The sequence below is a fragment of the Bacteroides sp. An322 genome, assembly GCF_002161765.1.
Taxonomy (GTDB): Bacteria; Bacteroidota; Bacteroidia; order Bacteroidales; family Bacteroidaceae; genus Phocaeicola; species Phocaeicola merdavium.
This window is the reverse complement of record NZ_NFIN01000007.1, coordinates 151,051-167,268: the sequence shown is the minus strand read 5'-3', so window position 1 is coordinate 167,268 and position 16,218 is coordinate 151,051. Positions and strand designations below refer to the sequence as shown.

Annotated in this window: 13 protein-coding genes and 2 tRNA genes; 11 read left to right on the top strand and 4 right to left on the bottom strand. The window is 38.8% G+C overall.

Features of this window, described 5'->3' with window-relative positions; genetic code table 11:
- Window positions 1–219 precede the first annotated feature (219 nt).
- Window positions 220–516: a hypothetical protein gene (locus tag B5F91_RS06045; protein ID WP_239416273.1), complete on the bottom strand. Its 297-nt coding sequence runs from the start codon at window positions 514–516 to the stop codon at window positions 220–222.
- Window positions 517–739: 223 nt separating this feature from the next.
- On the opposite strand from B5F91_RS06045, the gene B5F91_RS06040 reads away from it, so the two are divergent.
- The 4 genes from B5F91_RS06040 to B5F91_RS06025 all read left to right on the top strand — a co-directional run bounded on the left by B5F91_RS06040 (window position 740) and on the right by B5F91_RS06025 (window position 3,528).
- Window positions 740–1,015, top strand: coding sequence for a hypothetical protein (locus B5F91_RS06040; protein WP_144025079.1), 276 nt, complete (start codon window positions 740–742; stop codon window positions 1,013–1,015).
- The gene (locus B5F91_RS06035) at window positions 1,012–2,121 is read left to right on the top strand and encodes a hypothetical protein (protein ID WP_087428183.1); all 1,110 of its coding nucleotides are present in this window, start codon (window positions 1,012–1,014) and stop codon (window positions 2,119–2,121) included. Before B5F91_RS06040 ends, B5F91_RS06035 begins: the two co-directional genes overlap by 4 nt.
- Window positions 2,122–2,128: 7 nt before the next feature.
- Entirely contained in the window at window positions 2,129–2,566 is a 438-nt protein-coding gene (locus B5F91_RS14885; protein WP_144025078.1) for a hypothetical protein, read from the top strand.
- A gap of 389 nt (window positions 2,567–2,955) precedes the next feature.
- Window positions 2,956–3,528: a discoidin domain-containing protein gene (locus B5F91_RS06025; RefSeq protein ID WP_158099892.1), complete on the top strand. Its 573-nt coding sequence runs from the start codon at window positions 2,956–2,958 to the stop codon at window positions 3,526–3,528.
- Between the two features lie 327 nt (window positions 3,529–3,855).
- Here B5F91_RS06025 and B5F91_RS06020 read toward each other — a convergent pair whose 3' ends face one another.
- The 3 genes from B5F91_RS06020 to B5F91_RS06010 are packed head-to-tail and all read right to left on the bottom strand — an operon-like array spanning window position 3,856 to window position 9,882.
- On the bottom strand, window positions 3,856–4,230 hold the full coding sequence (locus tag B5F91_RS06020; RefSeq protein ID WP_087428180.1) for a hypothetical protein: 375 nt from the start codon (window positions 4,228–4,230) through the stop codon (window positions 3,856–3,858).
- 1 nt (window position 4,231) lies between these two features.
- Entirely contained in the window at window positions 4,232–8,824 is a 4,593-nt protein-coding gene (locus B5F91_RS06015) for a DEAD/DEAH box helicase (RefSeq protein WP_239416271.1), read from the bottom strand.
- Window positions 8,821–9,882 (bottom strand): DUF1848 domain-containing protein, encoded by a 1,062-nt coding sequence (locus B5F91_RS06010; RefSeq protein WP_087428179.1) that lies wholly within the window; start codon window positions 9,880–9,882, stop codon window positions 8,821–8,823. The genes B5F91_RS06015 and B5F91_RS06010 overlap by 4 nt, the downstream gene beginning before the upstream one ends.
- Before the next feature lie 420 nt (window positions 9,883–10,302).
- Here B5F91_RS06010 and B5F91_RS06005 point away from each other — a divergent pair, with 420 nt between their 5' ends.
- From B5F91_RS06005 to B5F91_RS05975, 7 genes are all read left to right on the top strand, one after another.
- Window positions 10,303–11,202 (top strand): Abi family protein, encoded by a 900-nt coding sequence (locus B5F91_RS06005; protein WP_087428178.1) that lies wholly within the window; start codon window positions 10,303–10,305, stop codon window positions 11,200–11,202.
- Window positions 11,203–11,554: 352 nt separating this feature from the next.
- Window positions 11,555–11,788, top strand: a complete 234-nt coding sequence (locus B5F91_RS06000) for a hypothetical protein (protein WP_087428177.1) — start codon at window positions 11,555–11,557, stop codon at window positions 11,786–11,788.
- A gap of 135 nt (window positions 11,789–11,923) precedes the next feature.
- Window positions 11,924–13,180, top strand: coding sequence for a phosphoglycerate kinase (locus B5F91_RS05995; RefSeq protein WP_087428195.1), 1,257 nt, complete (start codon window positions 11,924–11,926; stop codon window positions 13,178–13,180).
- A 122-nt stretch (window positions 13,181–13,302) separates the two neighbouring features.
- Window positions 13,303–14,433, top strand: a complete 1,131-nt coding sequence (gene hemW, locus B5F91_RS05990) for a radical SAM family heme chaperone HemW (protein WP_087428176.1) — start codon at window positions 13,303–13,305, stop codon at window positions 14,431–14,433.
- A 78-nt stretch (window positions 14,434–14,511) separates the two neighbouring features.
- On the top strand, window positions 14,512–15,882 hold the full coding sequence (locus B5F91_RS05985; RefSeq protein WP_087428175.1) for a TrpB-like pyridoxal phosphate-dependent enzyme: 1,371 nt from the start codon (window positions 14,512–14,514) through the stop codon (window positions 15,880–15,882).
- Between the two features lie 133 nt (window positions 15,883–16,015).
- Window positions 16,016–16,087 (top strand) — tRNA-Glu (locus tag B5F91_RS05980).
- Between the two features lie 38 nt (window positions 16,088–16,125).
- Window positions 16,126–16,197: transfer RNA gene (locus tag B5F91_RS05975), tRNA-Glu, on the top strand.
- Window positions 16,198–16,218 lie beyond the last annotated feature (21 nt).

Below are 16,218 nucleotides of genomic sequence, written 5' to 3'. Positions count from 1 at the left end.
TTAAGATTGCCGCCATTTACACATCGGACATCAAATGGAGAGACTACTACTTACCGGACGATGAAATCGTTTAAGGTTTGTTAGTACATTTATCACCACACGGAGAAAAGTAATCCGGGTATTTCTATCCGCTTTCAGGGTAATTTACTGTTGATGTTCAAGAATAATCCATTCGCCAGTTGTTCCTCCTTTTCGCACCAATCTTTTGTCGGCTCTCAACTAGTCTATAATCTTACGAACCTGACGCTCGCTTATGCAAAGCTGTTTTGCAAGATCCGCCCTTGAAATGGAAGGATTGCCTTTTATCAAGTTTATCAGTTCTTCAACTTCCTTTGGATCACCTTGGAACGGTTTTGGATCAGAGTTGGACCGCTTTGGATCATCCTTTTCCTCTCTAACTCTCCAAATAACAACCCTAAAGTCTTCTTCCTGATAAAACTCAGGCGTCTTCAATCCATATTCACGACATTTATTAATAATATCTTCCGTACCTGTACCAACCTTCTCAATGTCCAAGCTTAAAACATCCTTTTCCTGTCCAATTATTCTAACAGGAATACCGTAACAAAAGGAATGGTAATACTATTTTATCTAAATCTTTTCATTCTCTTTATCAAGCAATTATTTCCTTAAATAAAATTTGTTCACATTCCAAAGAATCATGACATTTGCCGCCGAAAAATAAAAATAGGACCGTTACGTAACACCTTTAGTGATTAACTTAAAAAATTAAATGCGAATGAAATATTTTGTAAGATTTCTATCCTTGTGCTTAGGACTGTTGCTGTTCCATTCCTGCCTACAGGAAGGAAACGACTTAAGCCCTACATCTACAGGCATCAGCCAAAGCCCCGCCGTACTGAAAGCACGTGCCGCTTTTGAGGATTATGCCTCTCAGGACATTGACTACCAAATCAGCGGACTGCATCCCGGATGCATCTCGCCCAAATGGGAGGAAGTAAAAGTATTCTCGCAACCTGAAGAAGCCACTATAGGATTCGATGTGCCTTGGTGACTGAAGCTACCTATGAAGGTTCTTTCTATGTGGATATCGATACCAGTGCCATCCGTACCGATACATACCGCACTGCACTTTTGCAGAAACTGGTCATAGCTCAATCGCTGGAAGAAGATGTATACGGTCTCTACATCGCTACCATCATTCCCGATGCGGAACATGCCACGCTAAACAGAGAAAAAATCGCTTCCATGTTCTATGGAGGTGACCTTGATACTCGTTTCAGCGGTACAGTGATGTATTCTACCGTCACCACCAACCTCACCGTACAGGTGGAACGCTACCGGAACGGAGAACTGTGCGACATTGTTTCATTGTTTGACAAAGAACTTGATTACCTTGCCAAACTGAAAGCCATGAAACTACTCATCGGAGCCAAAAGCCTGAAACGCACAGTTCGTACCTTGACTCGAAGCGGAGAAATGTCTGGAGGTATGCTACCTCCTGTCTTCGTAGAACCGACCAATCCAACACCTTCTGTACCTTCGCTGCCACCTCCTCCCAATCCGCCTTATCCAGACCTGCCGCCCGGATCGAGCACCATACCACCCATACAACCACCCGGAAAAGGTAATGGAAATTACAATGGAGGAAGCCATGATGGAGGAACGAATAGCCAAAGCAACAAAACTCCAGTAAAATACAAAGCTGAAACTGGAGACAAATTAGTTAAAAAGAATCTAAAAGTAACAATGAACAAACAATTACCTAATACCTGTGTGACATCAAGTATGGAATATATAAACAATAATATTTTTGGAGGTGACGCAAATCAAGGTGAATACGATTTATATGCTTTACAAACATTTAAAATAAACATATATAAAGATGGAATTGTTGGTTTCGATCAAGTTAAAGAACTTGTTTCAAACTTCTTCGATACAACAACTTTTTCAGATTACAAAACAGTCATAAATAAAGGATATGTTATTATGACTGACATACCAAGCAGCATACTAAATTCAACACATAACATTATAATTGTTGGTTATAAAGCTAATGGTGACCTTATTTATATGAACCCTGAAAAAGGATACTGTTATTCCGTTAACCAATCATACATCAAAGGGAGTTATAAAATAGTAATAAAAGGAGTAAAATAAAAAGATTATGAAAAAATATATACTTTTATACATAATGATTCTATGCTTTACAAAAAACACACAAGCACAAATAAAAATAACAAGCGACATGTTGATCAATAAAGAATGGAAAATACAATTGCCTGAAGGAAGCACCTCATACCCACAAGGATGTATATATTCCACTACAAAAGAAACAACCTTCATGATTTCACCCGGAAATAAAAGATATGAATATTCAAATGACTATTATTTATCAGATACCCCTGAAAACACTTTTAACTCAACTAAAATCGGGAAAAGCCAATCAGGAAAATATTTAGTTGTCAACAATAAGAAAAAATCAGCTAATAACCAATCATATTATTATGAAGTCTTAAATTACGAAATACAAGAATGTACTAGCTCTACATTGATACTGAAAAACTTAAAATACAATATAATTACCACACTCATTTGCGAATAAGACAGATTGATGAGCTAAATCGTTATTTACAAAGATATCTAATTTATCTTTTGCAAAATATATAACGATAAAGGAATTGTAACCCAATTCTATTGTTCTGATTTCTTTGAGATCCCATTTGAGGATTTGAAATATTAACCAGCTTCCTTGCTCCGTTGGCAATTGCCATGGAGCAAGGAACATTCTTCAATCCAAATCACCTTGAAATACTTGTACTATTTTAGTATTTTCTTTTTATTTTTATCCTGCAACCGCACACCATATCCGGCAGACATCGAAGCGGTATTATCAAAGCGGTATTTTAGATTCAGCAGGAAAAAACTGATCCAACGAACAGAGAGACCGCAATCGTAACCGACATAGGGCTGGACCAATCTATGCTATACCGTATGCAAGAAGGCGTATTCGAAGGAGCTAATCAAGCAGATTTCGCCGATAAGAAAACATTATACACAATAAAAGATATGCCTAAGGCTGATTATCAGACCATCCGAGTGCCCGATATGACAGCTTACCGTTATGTACGTTATGTCTTCTCTCCCAAAGGAGGGAATGGCAATGTAGCCGAAATTGAATTTTATGGAGAAAAAGGCAAAAAGTTGACAGGGAAAAACATAGGAACACCGGGTGCTTGGTACAACGGCACGACAACTTGCGACAAAGCTTTTGACGGAAACATCTATACCTTTTTCGACGCACCTGAAGGAAAAGGTGATTTTGCCTGGACCGGATTAGACTTAGGGAAACCACAAAGCATCTGTGAAATACGATATTGCCCACGAATCGAAGATGGCCGTATCACATCCGGAAGAACATACGAATTATATTATTGGAACAACAATGAATGGGAAGTAGTCGAAAGAAAAAAAGCCGAATCTGAACAATTAATTTTTCAAGTGCCAGCTAACGGCTTATTTTACTTAAGAGACACGAAAAACGATGTGGAAAGCCATCACCTTTGATTATTTTTCCATTTTCTATCTTCACTCGATAAAATGCAATACTACCATTTTGATTAAGTCTAACTGCTCCGTCAACAATAGTAGCTTCTACAATGCAACCAGTTTCTCTTATTTTATTAAACTTTCCCGTTAAATATGAGATATACCTCTCATAATCAAGAGACTCAAATACCCATTGGGAATTATAAATAAAACACTTGTCCAAGTGCTTTATAATATGCTGAGGATTTAATGTGTTCCATGCAGTTTGAATGTCTTGGAAGATTTGCGAAGAGACTGAATCTTTCATTACGTAATTATTTTTGTTGTTTCTAATTGTCGCAAATACTATTTGTTTATAAAGAAAAGTATTAGCATAGTAACCCAAATAATCACGTTACATATAATGATATACATAAACTTTTTGTGAAATTTTTCTATTTGGGAAGATACTTCGTCTTTTATGTCGTCTACTGCATCGTTAATCTTAGAAATTAAAGAATTGCACGACGTGGTTGTTCTCTCATAATCTTTCCCAATGGCTTTTATAAGTTCCTTCAAATTGTCTTCTATAGAAGAAAGGTTCTTTACATAATTTGCAGTTACAGCCTTGATTCCTTCGTATGAATTAACAGTACTTTCAACCTGCTTTCGAGCTGATTCTACATTTCGAAGATTTGCTTCCAATTCGGACAAAGTTTTGTTTATTTTTTCGTCTATCATGTTACTTGTATTTAGATACGATATTTTTTAAACTATTCAAATGTCTCTTTAATTGAATATAAGTGGACAATTTTTGAAGATAATCCTTTCTATATTCATCTATTGCCGCATGACTTATAAGCAGTTCTGCATACTCATCCAAAATTTTTATGTTATTTTTCGAAGTATAGTAATCGATGACTTCTTCGTAATCGTTACAAATTTCTTCTTCTAACATCTCATTATCTTGTTGTCCGAGGAATAATGTGCAGAAAATATTTAACAAATTAAGAACCGGGTTCATTTCTGCAGCTGCCCTGCGAATAAGTCGAATAGCCCCTTGTAAATGCTTAACATTATCTTTCTGAGCATCGTTATTAACAATGTCCGCATCTACAACTCGCATATATTTCTTGACCAGTTCAAAACTGGTTGTTTCGTTCTCTAAGTGAAAATCAGTATTGGTGTCATCTTTAAGAGAAAATGGTATTTCTTGCTTCACACTTGCATCATAAGTGACAAATCCCTCTCTTGCATATTTAGAATTAAAGTAGTAATAGATGAAATCCTTTAAATCTTCATTCGTTTCTTTCCAATCCTTGTCTGAAGTAATCGCCATATTGCAGAATTGCTCCATATCCAAGATACCTCTAGCTCTTTTGTCCGCAATACTTCTGTAGACAAATGAAGTGAGATGCTTCAAACAAGCCATAATAACACCTTCGCCTTGCGCTATCTGTCTAACTTCATTAAGCATTGATTCAACTCTATCTTCAGAATAGTATTTTCGATAATAGGAACTGAGATATTCATAATAACGTGAATCATCCTGACAAATCGTTGTGATGCGAAATTGTTTCTTTGCATAGTCCTCTGTGAAATCGTCTATCAGTCCAATAATGCACATACGATAGATAGCTTTTTGTATAGCATCTTTGTAATTAGTCGAACCGAAATCACGTGTATAACTAAAGCCACGTTCATTTTTCAGATATTTTGCCTTTGGGGTATTGAATAATGGCATCTGCTTTTCTGTCAAACGTTCATTATACATGTCAAGGATATAATCATCTTCAATATAAGAAACATAATAGGTAAGAGTTGTCCCTTTAGGATATCTATTGATAAATTGAAGTATTCCCGTACTTTTTCCGAAAAGAGTTTCGTTTATACCAGCTATTTCTTCATTGCTTATTTGCAAAGGCAACCCATTCATCAGCAACTCCATTACATACAATTCGAAATCTTCTCCAAGGAAATTGCTATCATAGAAAAATTTATTATTAGTGTAATCTGCCGAATATTCTTTCCATTCATTTGTCCGAGCATTTTTGTCCCAGAATTTTTTAGGCGAATACATTATGGTAGCCAATGCCATTTTCTTGTCCCTTCCAGCACGTCCTGCTTCCTGTACAAAAGATTCCAAAGAGCCCGGATAATTCAAATGAAATGTAAGACGCACATTTGACTTATCTATACCCATACCAAAAGCTTTTGTTGCCACCATCAACTGTGTATTGCCATGCAAGAATTCTTCTTGACACTGCGTATCATCGCCTCCTTTATAAGTGGAGAAGCCATTGATATTACATGTTTTTAGTTTTTTGGCAACAGAAGGAACACTTAAATTGCTTTTTTCAGAGGCACGTAAACAGAACACGATACCAGCCGTATCTGTATGACTTACACTATACCAATCTTTATCAATATGTGTATAGAGATCAACAGAATTAACGCTGGATATAACTTCTTTGTCTGAAATGTTTTCTCTATCCAAAAAGTGCACTTTTATATCATTGATATTTTCATCAGTCTGTATCTCCTGTATCTTTTTTGTTGCATCATTGATTGCATCAATGAGACATTTCTCTTTAATGTCACCAACATCCCATACATTCTTTGCATTTGAAGTATCAACTGGATAAATGTTATATTGCAGTTCCAATCTGTTGGTATTCTCATATCTGACCGTAGCATCATCTTCCAATGAATAGGAATTGCTGCCAGATAATTCACGTTCCACATCTGCCAACACATCGAATGAAGCAGTCGCTGTTAGACCAAAAAGGGAAATGTGATTATCTGCACCTTCAACCTCTTTGGGTAAGACATAGTTATACAGATTACGTCCTAAATGAAGATAGGACAATCGGAAATCATGTCCCCACTCTGAAACGCAGTGTACTTCATCTATTACGCCATACGAAAAATATACACCAGATTCTCGCATAGAACGTAATACTTCCCTAAAACGATGAATACAAAGACGTTCGGGGGAGAGAAACATAATTTGTATCTGAGAACCAGTAAGAGCTTGTTCTCGCTTGTGTGCTTCTTCTGGATTGATTGTAATGTCTGCATTGATAAATGAAATACAATCAATTCCTGTGTTAATTAGTCCATCGTACTGGTCTTTCATTAAACCTTTCAATGGGTCAACAACTAATGTAACACCAGGTTGAAGCATTGCAGCCAACTGATAAGTTAGGGATTTACCCCCTCCTGTCGGCAACAGACCAATCACGCTCTTTAATCCTAAAGCTCTGTTAAGTATAGGTAATTGTCCTGGGCGAAAATCTTCTTTCCTGAAAATAAGTTTTAAGAAATATCTGAGATGAGATGCTGTCGCCTCATTTACAATATATTTTCCACTTGATTCTTTTTCTACAAACGATTTATATTTAATGCGTTCTGTAGTATAAAGTATACGTGGTTCGTAAACTAATTTGGAAGAGCGAACAATAAAATAACAATCGTTCTTAGCCTTGTATTTCGAGAATACTATATGTTCAAAATCGGCATACTTGTTTACAGATACATCAATAACAATGTCAAAAATATTATCTGCTTTGACAGAAGAAACCTTTACGATATTTATATGTGGTAACAACATGTCGTCGTAGCCCTCTGTCATTGCAATGACATTATTGTACATTTCAACAAAATCCCTGACTGCTATATCGGCAATATCCATACCATCTTCTATAATCAAGACATTCCATTCAGCAGATTGAACGTTAAGCCGCCCTGTTATCATTGCTTCAACAATAGTCTTTTGTATTCGGGCTATTGCTTTTAATGATGTTTCCCTTTCACCTCGGTGTGAAAGAGCCGTAGTAATGTATTCACTTGCATACGTTGGGATGCCCCTTGATATGAGATTGCTGACAAGTGCTAGAATGGGATTCAACCCTTTGTGTACTGTCATATCAAATGGGGCTATAATCTCAAAAGCTCCATCTTTTATGCTCCTATTCTTTGGTTCGGGCATTGTCTCCGCATAACAAGCGAATAATTGTATAGGAGCAAAACATTTGTATTTATGAAGAACACTTTCTGCAGAATCCAGCGAGAATGCGAAGCTTTTGATTAGGCATCCATAATTTCTTCCATTTGGGTGCTTGCCAAATTTCGTTTCTCGATAATCCGTAAACACTTGTATGTCGTTGTCCTTAAAATAGTTCTTAAAGGCATTTATTCTACTTTCGTTAAGATTGGCAGGACCGATACACAATACAATATGCTTTACACCAGAAGATGTAATCAATTTGGAAACGCCTTTAAGACTTACAGATTCAATATCAAGTACATTGGAAAATATATGAATGGCGCATGGTTGTTCTACCGCAATACTTTGAATTGTATTTTTGGAACTATAGTCAGATGGAAGGTATTCGGAATATTGCTTGACAGTTGCGTTAGAATCGGTACCGAGAGCATGCTTTACATGTTGTACGGCTCTTGCCAGTGCAACATCTGATGGTTCCTCCAAGGTTATCTTCTTTAGGCAAGACAGCAATCCCTCTTTCCTTAAGTTTTCTATAACTGCCATTGAACCTATACCTTGCCCACAACCCCAATCAAATAGTTCTACTCCGTTATGCAGTTCACGATAAGGGAAATTACCTTTTTCTTTTGTCTCGTCCAATGCAAAATAAAGTTTTTCACGATGCATCCTGCCATAGGCAGCTAGATAGGCAGAACATAACTCTTCCGTCTCAAGTATGGCAGTCCCATGTTCCAAAGTTCTACCTTCAGCATCGCTATATGCCCACGGCATAGAGCGAAAGCGTTGAGGTATATCGGTTTCTGCCGTTTGTATTATTTTATCAATTGTAAGTGGAAAATGACTTAATATCGTTTTGTAATACGCATTACTTTGTAATAATTTTAGCCGAGTGTCCAATTCAGATTCATATACATATTGTATACCATCATTTTTTGTTACTAAGAATCCTTTATCTTCTATAACAACTTCATTTGCTATAGGAGGTTGATAGCATGTATGTCCATGATGGATGATTCCAATAGAATAATACCATTCATCGTAAACAATTTCAAGATATTCATTTATGAAAAACCATTGTCCTGTTTTAAATAGTATTGGACAATATTTTTCCTTTGTAAAATTCCAATAAGTAGATATTAAATAGGTTTCATTATAATAATTGTTTATGTCATAACATCCTTCACCAATAAATATTATATCTGTAACTGTAGGAAACTTAATCTCAACAGAACTTCCGTCTTCAAAGGATAAAACAACATTATTGTCCTCTCCTGAAAACGAAATACATTTTTTACGATTAAGAATCAATTGATGAGGAATATTCATTTTTCAGTTATTGAATCATTGTTCTTATTTAATTGATGTCGCTTCCAATTTGCTACTGCCACTTCCTTACTTGCATTGGCATAACAATACTCACACAAATGTGGGCATGTATTGTATTCGCCTATATCTTTGCTTTTCATACAGCCACAAGCCGTGCGTTGTCCTTTATCCTTATTCTTTTTGTTGATTATCGCATACCGATTGCCATCTAACGAAATTGCAACATCTTCATAAAAGAGAAATTGCGGATTATTTCTATCAATAAATTCTACTCCTAAAAAATCCATCAATTTCTTAGATGTATAACCAAAACGTACCATAAGTTTGTCATCTACGCAATGATTATGTTCTATTCCATCTAAGTCGATGGTTTCTCCACAAGTAGCAAGATTATAGTTCCATCCTTTTGCTTTATTAAGACTAACAAGTTTCTCAGCAAACTCTATCATTTGGTCTTTTGTCCAATCAAGGTAGTTGATATGGTTACGTTCAAGGTTTGACTTAACCTTGCGGTATGACAATATGTCTGCGAAACTGAAAACGAGTTTTTCTGTATATCCTTGAAGTTGTTCCCCTATATTCTCTATCTTTTGCAGAAGCTTATCAATGTCTATCTTATCTGTAAGAATAAGAGGGTCAAAACGCCAAACTACCGCGCCCTTTCCAAGTTTATCAACAAACAATTTGAATGTTTCAATACGTTCTTTAATTGGAGGTACACCACGCTCTAATCCTTCGTTCTCATAATCATTGAGAGTATATTGAATATAACAGCCAATATCTTTTTCTCGTAAATAATCTATATGCTCAAGAAGAGGACGAGGATTTTTCGACCAAAAGACGATGAACTGAGTGTCTTCATAAGCGACATAAAATTTTTTCCCATTGAATGGGTTTGTCCATGCCGAATAGCCTTTTTTTAGTCGTTCAAAGAACCAATCGGCATAGAATGCCGGTATATCTGTGCTTCGGCTTGCAGAAACAACAACAGGGAAAGTTGCCTTGGCAATCTCTCCATTATCTAATATGACAGTTCTATCTTCTTGTTTATTGCTCATAATTTACTCTAACAGTATTGAACACTCACTTGGTAAAACGAGAAGCGTGGCACTGCCAATAACCACGTCTTAAAGTGCAGGCCCTGAGAAAACCTTAATCAACAGATATGGTTAAGCAGCCCACGCTATAACGTGGGAACTGCCATGCCAATTCTTGTTGATTTTTGTGTTTCAGTTTCTCAGGCTTTGCACTTACAAGAGTAGCATAACGCTCCTTTATTTTCAAATGTCTGGAAATGGTTTACCCAAATCCGAATACAAAATTAACGAAAACATTTGGAAAAGACGAATGTAAGATAAAAAAGTTCAGCAATTTTCTATTCTCCTCTTGTTATATTCAAAATAATAGATTACCTTTGCATCAACAAATCCCGCCCGCTTCCCGTAAGATTAGCGTACCCAGCGGGACATTTTTTATTTATGGGAATCAGATATACGCATCAAGCCATAACCACAAAACAGCAAATTGATATTCTCAGAGGAAGAGGTTTGCTCATAGATGATGTTAAGCAAGCTATTGAGGTTCTTGACACCATCAGTTATTTCCGTCTTGCAGGTTATTGGCGACACTTTGAAGTCGACCATATCACCCACCAATTTAGAGAGGACAGTAATTTTGCCGATGTTATAGACCTTTATTCTTTCGACAAAGAACTTCGGGCCTTACTGTTTACCGCCATCCAAACGATTGAGGTTTCCGTCCGTACAAAAATAATTAAGCACTTTGCCTCAGAATTTGGTGCATTCTGGTTTATGGACGAGAATTACGCTACTAACGAAACACGTTTTGCAGTAAACTTGGCTGTTATTCGCAAAGAAGTATCTCGTTCACATGACGAGTTTATAACCGAGCATTTCCGTAAATATAGCGAACCAGACCTGCCTCCTGTATGGAAAACATTGGAGGTTATTTCAATGGGTACACTTTCTAAACTTTATTCTAATTTTTCGGATGCTACGGCAAAACACGCTGTAGCAAGAGAGTTTGGCTTGAACCATCACAAATTTTTAAGAAGTTGGTTAGAATGCCTTGCTGTGCTTCGTAATTGCTGTGCCCATCATTCAAGACTATCAAACCGTGCATTTCCTGTAAAGCCAATGATGCCGGAGCGTATGCCCAAGACTTGGATTACAGATTTTTCGTTTCGTGAACAAACTCTTTATCCGCAACTCTGCTATGTGGCTTATTGGCTTAACTCCATTTCCCCTAACAATACTTTCGTTGCCGACTTCAAACAACTTTTGATAAAACATATATCAGTAAGCCAGTATTTATTAGGCTTCCCTCATAATTGGGAACAAGAACCTTTATGGAAATAAAGAAAAACATACTACCTTGCTGTTGCTTAATACAATGAGCTAAAACAGATGTGGAGTATTGGAAGTGAATAGCATAGAAAAGAGAGGGAAATGCCCATATTGATGCTCCAAGGAAGTTAAGAATCAATAAAAGCGTTAAATCTTCGTCTTTCAGAATGTACCCTTAAAGATTATGACCATATTTCTGACTTATTACTTGCAAAATGTTGAGTAATAATCGTTTGTAAATACCTAAGTTGACTACTACATGACTTGGCTATCGAAACAATCCCGATTAGAAAGCCATCTTAAAAAACGGATAAAAGATATATTACCCTCATGTGAAGGATTTTGTCATTTAGGGAACTATTATATGGAACAAAACAAGTTTATACAAGCAGAATATTATTACCGATGGGCTTCCTACATGATTCCAACACGTATGCAACCACAATATTTGTTGTGGCAACTCTATGTTACAACAGGAGAAAAAGAAAAAGCAAGAAGGGTTGCACACACAATCATTGGAATGCCCTTAAAAGTAGAAAATACATATACATTAAAAATAAAAAGACGCATGAAAGAATATTTATCGCAAAAGCATTAAGTTGGGCATATCTTTTAAAACAAAATAACAAAGGCATAGAAAATAATCGGGAAGAATATCGCTTTATCTGTTTTTTTTCTTAACTTTGCGGTGCATCTGAAAGAAGCAAACACTTTAAACAAAAAATATAAAACTATGATGACTATTGACAAATTCAACTTTGCCGGAAAGAAGGCAATTGTTCGTGTGGACTTCAATGTACCCTTGGACGAAAATGGTAAAATTACCGATGATACCCGTATCCGTGGCGCACTGCCTACTCTGAAGAAAATCTTGGCTGACGGTGGTGCCTTGATTATCATGTCGCACATGGGCAAGCCCAAAGGCAAAGTAAACGCTAAATATTCATTGAGCCAGATTGTTGACGCTGTATCTGCAGCTTTGGGCACTCCGGTACAATTCGCTCCCGACTGCGCTAAGGCACAGGACGCTGCAGCTGCCTTGAAACCGGGCGAAGTGTTGCTGTTGGAAAACCTCCGTTTCTATCCTGAAGAAGAAGGCAAACCTGTAGGCATCGAAAAAGATGATCCTAACTACGATGCAGCTAAGAAGGAAATGAAAACTCGTCAAAAAGATTTCGCCAAGACATTGGCTTCTTACGCTGACTGCTATGTAATGGACGCATTCGGTACTGCTCACCGCAAACACGCTTCTACAGCCGTTATCGCTGATTACTTCGACGCAGACCACAAGATGTTGGGTTACTTGATGGAAAAAGAAGTGCAAGCCGTTGACAACGTATTGAAAGACATCAAACGTCCGTTCACCGCTATCATGGGTGGTTCGAAAGTATCTACCAAGATTGGTATCATCGAAAACTTGATGGATAAGGTAGATAACCTGATTCTGTGCGGTGGTATGACTTTCACTTTTGCTAAGGCTCAGGGCGGCAAAATCGGTAAGTCTATCTGCGAAGATGACAAACTCGACTTAGCTCTCGACATCATCAAGAAAGCAAAAGAAAAAGGCGTAAACTTGGTATTGGGTACCGACTGCATCGCAGCTGACGACTTCAAGAACGACGCTAATACGCAAGTATGCCCGGCAGGTAATATTCCTGACGGATGGGAAGGACTGGATGCAGGTCCCGAAAGCCGCAAAGCATTCAGAGAAGCTATCGTTAACGCCAAGACTATCTTGTGGAACGGTCCTGCAGGCGTATTCGAATTCGATAACTTCACTGGCGGTTCGAAAGCCATTGCAGAAGCTATCGCAGAAGCAACCAAGAACGGTGCGTTCTCATTGATTGGCGGTGGCGACTCTGTAGCTTGCATCAACAAGTTCGGCATGGCTGACCAAGTTTCTTACATCTCTACCGGTGGTGGTGCGTTGTTGGAAGCTATCGAAGGCAAAGTATTGCCGGGTATCGCAGCTATCCGTGGCGAAGAATAAGACTAAAACAATAACGTTTCTATAGAATTGTCATCCTAAGCGAAGCGAAGGATCTCACATCCGCTAATGCATACGAGATTCTTCACTTCGTTCAGAATGACAATTTTTTATCCTTTTACTTTATGGCAGGCATCTACCTACACATCCCTTTCTGCAAACGCCGGTGCATCTATTGTGATTTTTTCTCGACCACTCAAAGTGAACAAACAGACCGATACGTCGAGGCTCTTTGCTCCGAATTAAAGCAACGGAAAGATTATCTTGAAGAAGAAGATATCGAAACCGTCTATTTGGGCGGAGGAACCCCTTCGCAACTGCAAGAAAAACACTTCGAACGGATTTTCTCTACCTTATATATATATTATAACATCCGTCCCGATGCCGAAATCACCATCGAAGCCAATCCCGATGATTTAAATGAAGAATATGTAAAGATGCTTCGGACTTTCCCGTTCAATCGCTTGAGCATGGGAATACAAACCTTTAACGACAAGACTTTACAGCTCTTGCATCGCCGCCATACGGCACAACAAGCCATTGAAGCTTTCGACCGATGCAGAGAAGCCGGATTTGCCAATCTCAGCATTGACTTAATGTACGGACTGCCCGGCGAAACACTCATGTCGTGGAAATCCGACCTGCAGCAAGCCCTCCGTATGCATCCCGAACATATTTCCGCCTATCACCTGATTTACGAAGAAGGAACACCGCTATGGAAACTTAAAGAAGAACATAGGGTAAACGAAATAGACGAAGACCTAAGCGTTGACCTCTTTGCTGAGTTGATACACACACTAAAGTCTGCCGGATACGAACACTATGAGATATCCAACTTCTGCCTGCCGGGTTATCATTCGCGGCATAACTCCAGCTATTGGATAGGCAAGAAATACTTAGGATGCGGTGCAGCGGCTCATTCATACAACGGCATTTCCCGCCAATGGAACATCGCATCGCTTGAAAAATACCTAATAGGCATCGAGAACCGTAAACCCAATTACGAAATAGAAGAACTCGACCTCTATACCCGTTACAACGATTTTATCATCACCCGTCTGCGCACCCAATGGGGGTTACCGCTCGACCACCTAAAGGAAACATTCGGAGATAAATTATATGATTATTGCCTAAAAGCAGCATTGCCTTACCTGCATCAAGGTACATTGCAACAAAACGAGAATATCCTCCGGTTATCAGCGGAAGGCATTTTCATCTCCGACGGAATCTTAAGCGACTTGCTTTGGGTGGAGTAGCATATTTTTCCGCAAAAGACTTTGTTTATATCAATATTTTACTTATTTTTGGCAAAACATTTTAAAATGTAAGTCATTATGAACAAACAACAGAAAAGATTCATCTTACCCGAAGACGAAATACCCCGCTTCTGGTATAACATCCAGGCAGACATGAAAAACAAACCGCTGCCTCCTTTAAACCCGGCTACCAAACAACCCCTTAAGCCCGAAGACCTTTATCCGGTTTTCGCTCAAGAGCTTTGCAAACAGGAACTAAACCAAACAGATACGTGGATTGAAATCCCCGAAGAAGTGCGCGAAATGTATAAATACTACCGCAGCACTCCGTTGGTTCGTGCCTACGGACTGGAAAAAGCATTGGATACACCTGCACATATCTATTTCAAGAACGAAAGTGTAAGCCCTATCGGTTCACACAAGCTGAATTCGGCTTTGGCACAAGCTTATTATTGTAAAAAAGAAGGCGTTACCAATATTACAACCGAAACCGGAGCCGGACAATGGGGAGCCGCTTTATCGTATGCCGCCAATGTATTCGGACTGGAAGCTGCCGTATATCAAGTGAAAATCAGCTACGAACAGAAACCTTACCGCCGCAGCATCATGCAGACATTCGGCGCACAGGTCACTCCTTCGCCCTCTATGTCGACCCGTGCAGGAAAAGACATTCTTACTAAATACCCCAACCACCAAGGTTCATTGGGTACAGCTATTTCGGAGGCTATCGAACTGGCACGTACCACACCCAACTGTAAATATACACTGGGTTCTGTGTTGAGCCACGTAACCCTGCATCAAACCATTATCGGACTGGAAGCCGAAAAGCAAATGGAAATGGCAGGCGAATATCCGGATGCCATTATCGCTTGCTTCGGCGGAGGTTCAAACTTCGGCGGTATCGCTTTCCCATTCATGCGCCATACCATTTTAGAAGGAAAGAAAACCCGATACATTGCGGCAGAACCGGCATCGTGCCCGAAACTGACCCGAGGCAAGTTTGAATACGACTATGGAGACGAAGCCGGATATACTCCGCTGCTTCCGATGTTCACTTTGGGACATAACTTTACACCCGCCAATATCCATGCCGGCGGTTTGCGTTATCACGGAGCAGGCGTCATCGTATCGCAACTGATTAAAGACAACTTGATGGAAGCTGTAGACATCCAGCAATTGGATTCGTTCAAGGCAGGCTGCCTCTTCGCTAAAGTAGAAGGCATCATCCCGGCACCGGAATCTTGCCACGCTATTGCCGCTACCATTAACGAGGCTTTGAAATGCAAAGAAAGCGGCGAAGAAAAAGTATTGCTCTTCAACCTCTCCGGACACGGACTGATTGATATGAGTGCTTATGACCAATACTTGGCTGGTAACCTCACGAACTTTGAATTGAGCGATGAAGACATCGAGAAGAGCATAAAGGAAGCGGATGCACTGAACAAATAATGTTGCTTATTCTTTATTTTAGGCATATTTTTACTAATCCAGTGAAAAAACATCGCAAAACATTTGCAGATTAAAAAATAATTCGTACCTTTGCACCCGTGTTCGAGAAACACCTCTCGACACGGCAAAGGATGGCCCGTTCGTCTATCGGTTAGGACGCAAGATTTTCATTCTTGAAAGGGGAGTTCGATTCTCCCACGGGCTACTTCCAAAGCAAGATCTGCTAAGGCAGAAAAGAAGGATGGCCCGTTCGTCTATCGGTTAGGACGCAAGATTTTCATTCTTGAAAGGGGAGTTCGATTCTCCCACGGGCTACAAAAAGTTACCTAAATAAAG

Bases quoted from the DNA above. Each gene is read 5' to 3' on its own strand.
- B5F91_RS06040 (WP_144025079.1), top strand. From the start codon at position 740: ATGAAATATTTTGTAAGATTTCTATCCTTGTGCTTAGGACTGTTGCTG.
- B5F91_RS14885 (WP_144025078.1), top strand. From the start codon at position 2,129: ATGAAAAAATATATACTTTTATACATAATGATTCTATGCTTTACAAAA.
- B5F91_RS06025 (WP_158099892.1), top strand. From the start codon at position 2,956: ATGCAAGAAGGCGTATTCGAAGGAGCTAATCAAGCAGATTTCGCCGAT.
- B5F91_RS06020 (WP_087428180.1), bottom strand. From the start codon at position 4,230: ATGATAGACGAAAAAATAAACAAAACTTTGTCCGAATTGGAAGCAAAT.
- B5F91_RS06015 (WP_239416271.1), bottom strand. From the start codon at position 8,824: ATGAATATTCCTCATCAATTGATTCTTAATCGTAAAAAATGTATTTCG.
- B5F91_RS06010 (WP_087428179.1), bottom strand. From the start codon at position 9,882: ATGAGCAATAAACAAGAAGATAGAACTGTCATATTAGATAATGGAGAG.
- B5F91_RS06005 (WP_087428178.1), top strand. From the start codon at position 10,303: ATGGGAATCAGATATACGCATCAAGCCATAACCACAAAACAGCAAATT.
- B5F91_RS06000 (WP_087428177.1), top strand. From the start codon at position 11,555: ATGGAACAAAACAAGTTTATACAAGCAGAATATTATTACCGATGGGCT.
- B5F91_RS05995 (WP_087428195.1), top strand. From the start codon at position 11,924: ATGATGACTATTGACAAATTCAACTTTGCCGGAAAGAAGGCAATTGTT.
- hemW (WP_087428176.1), top strand. From the start codon at position 13,303: ATGGCAGGCATCTACCTACACATCCCTTTCTGCAAACGCCGGTGCATC.
- B5F91_RS05985 (WP_087428175.1), top strand. From the start codon at position 14,512: ATGAACAAACAACAGAAAAGATTCATCTTACCCGAAGACGAAATACCC.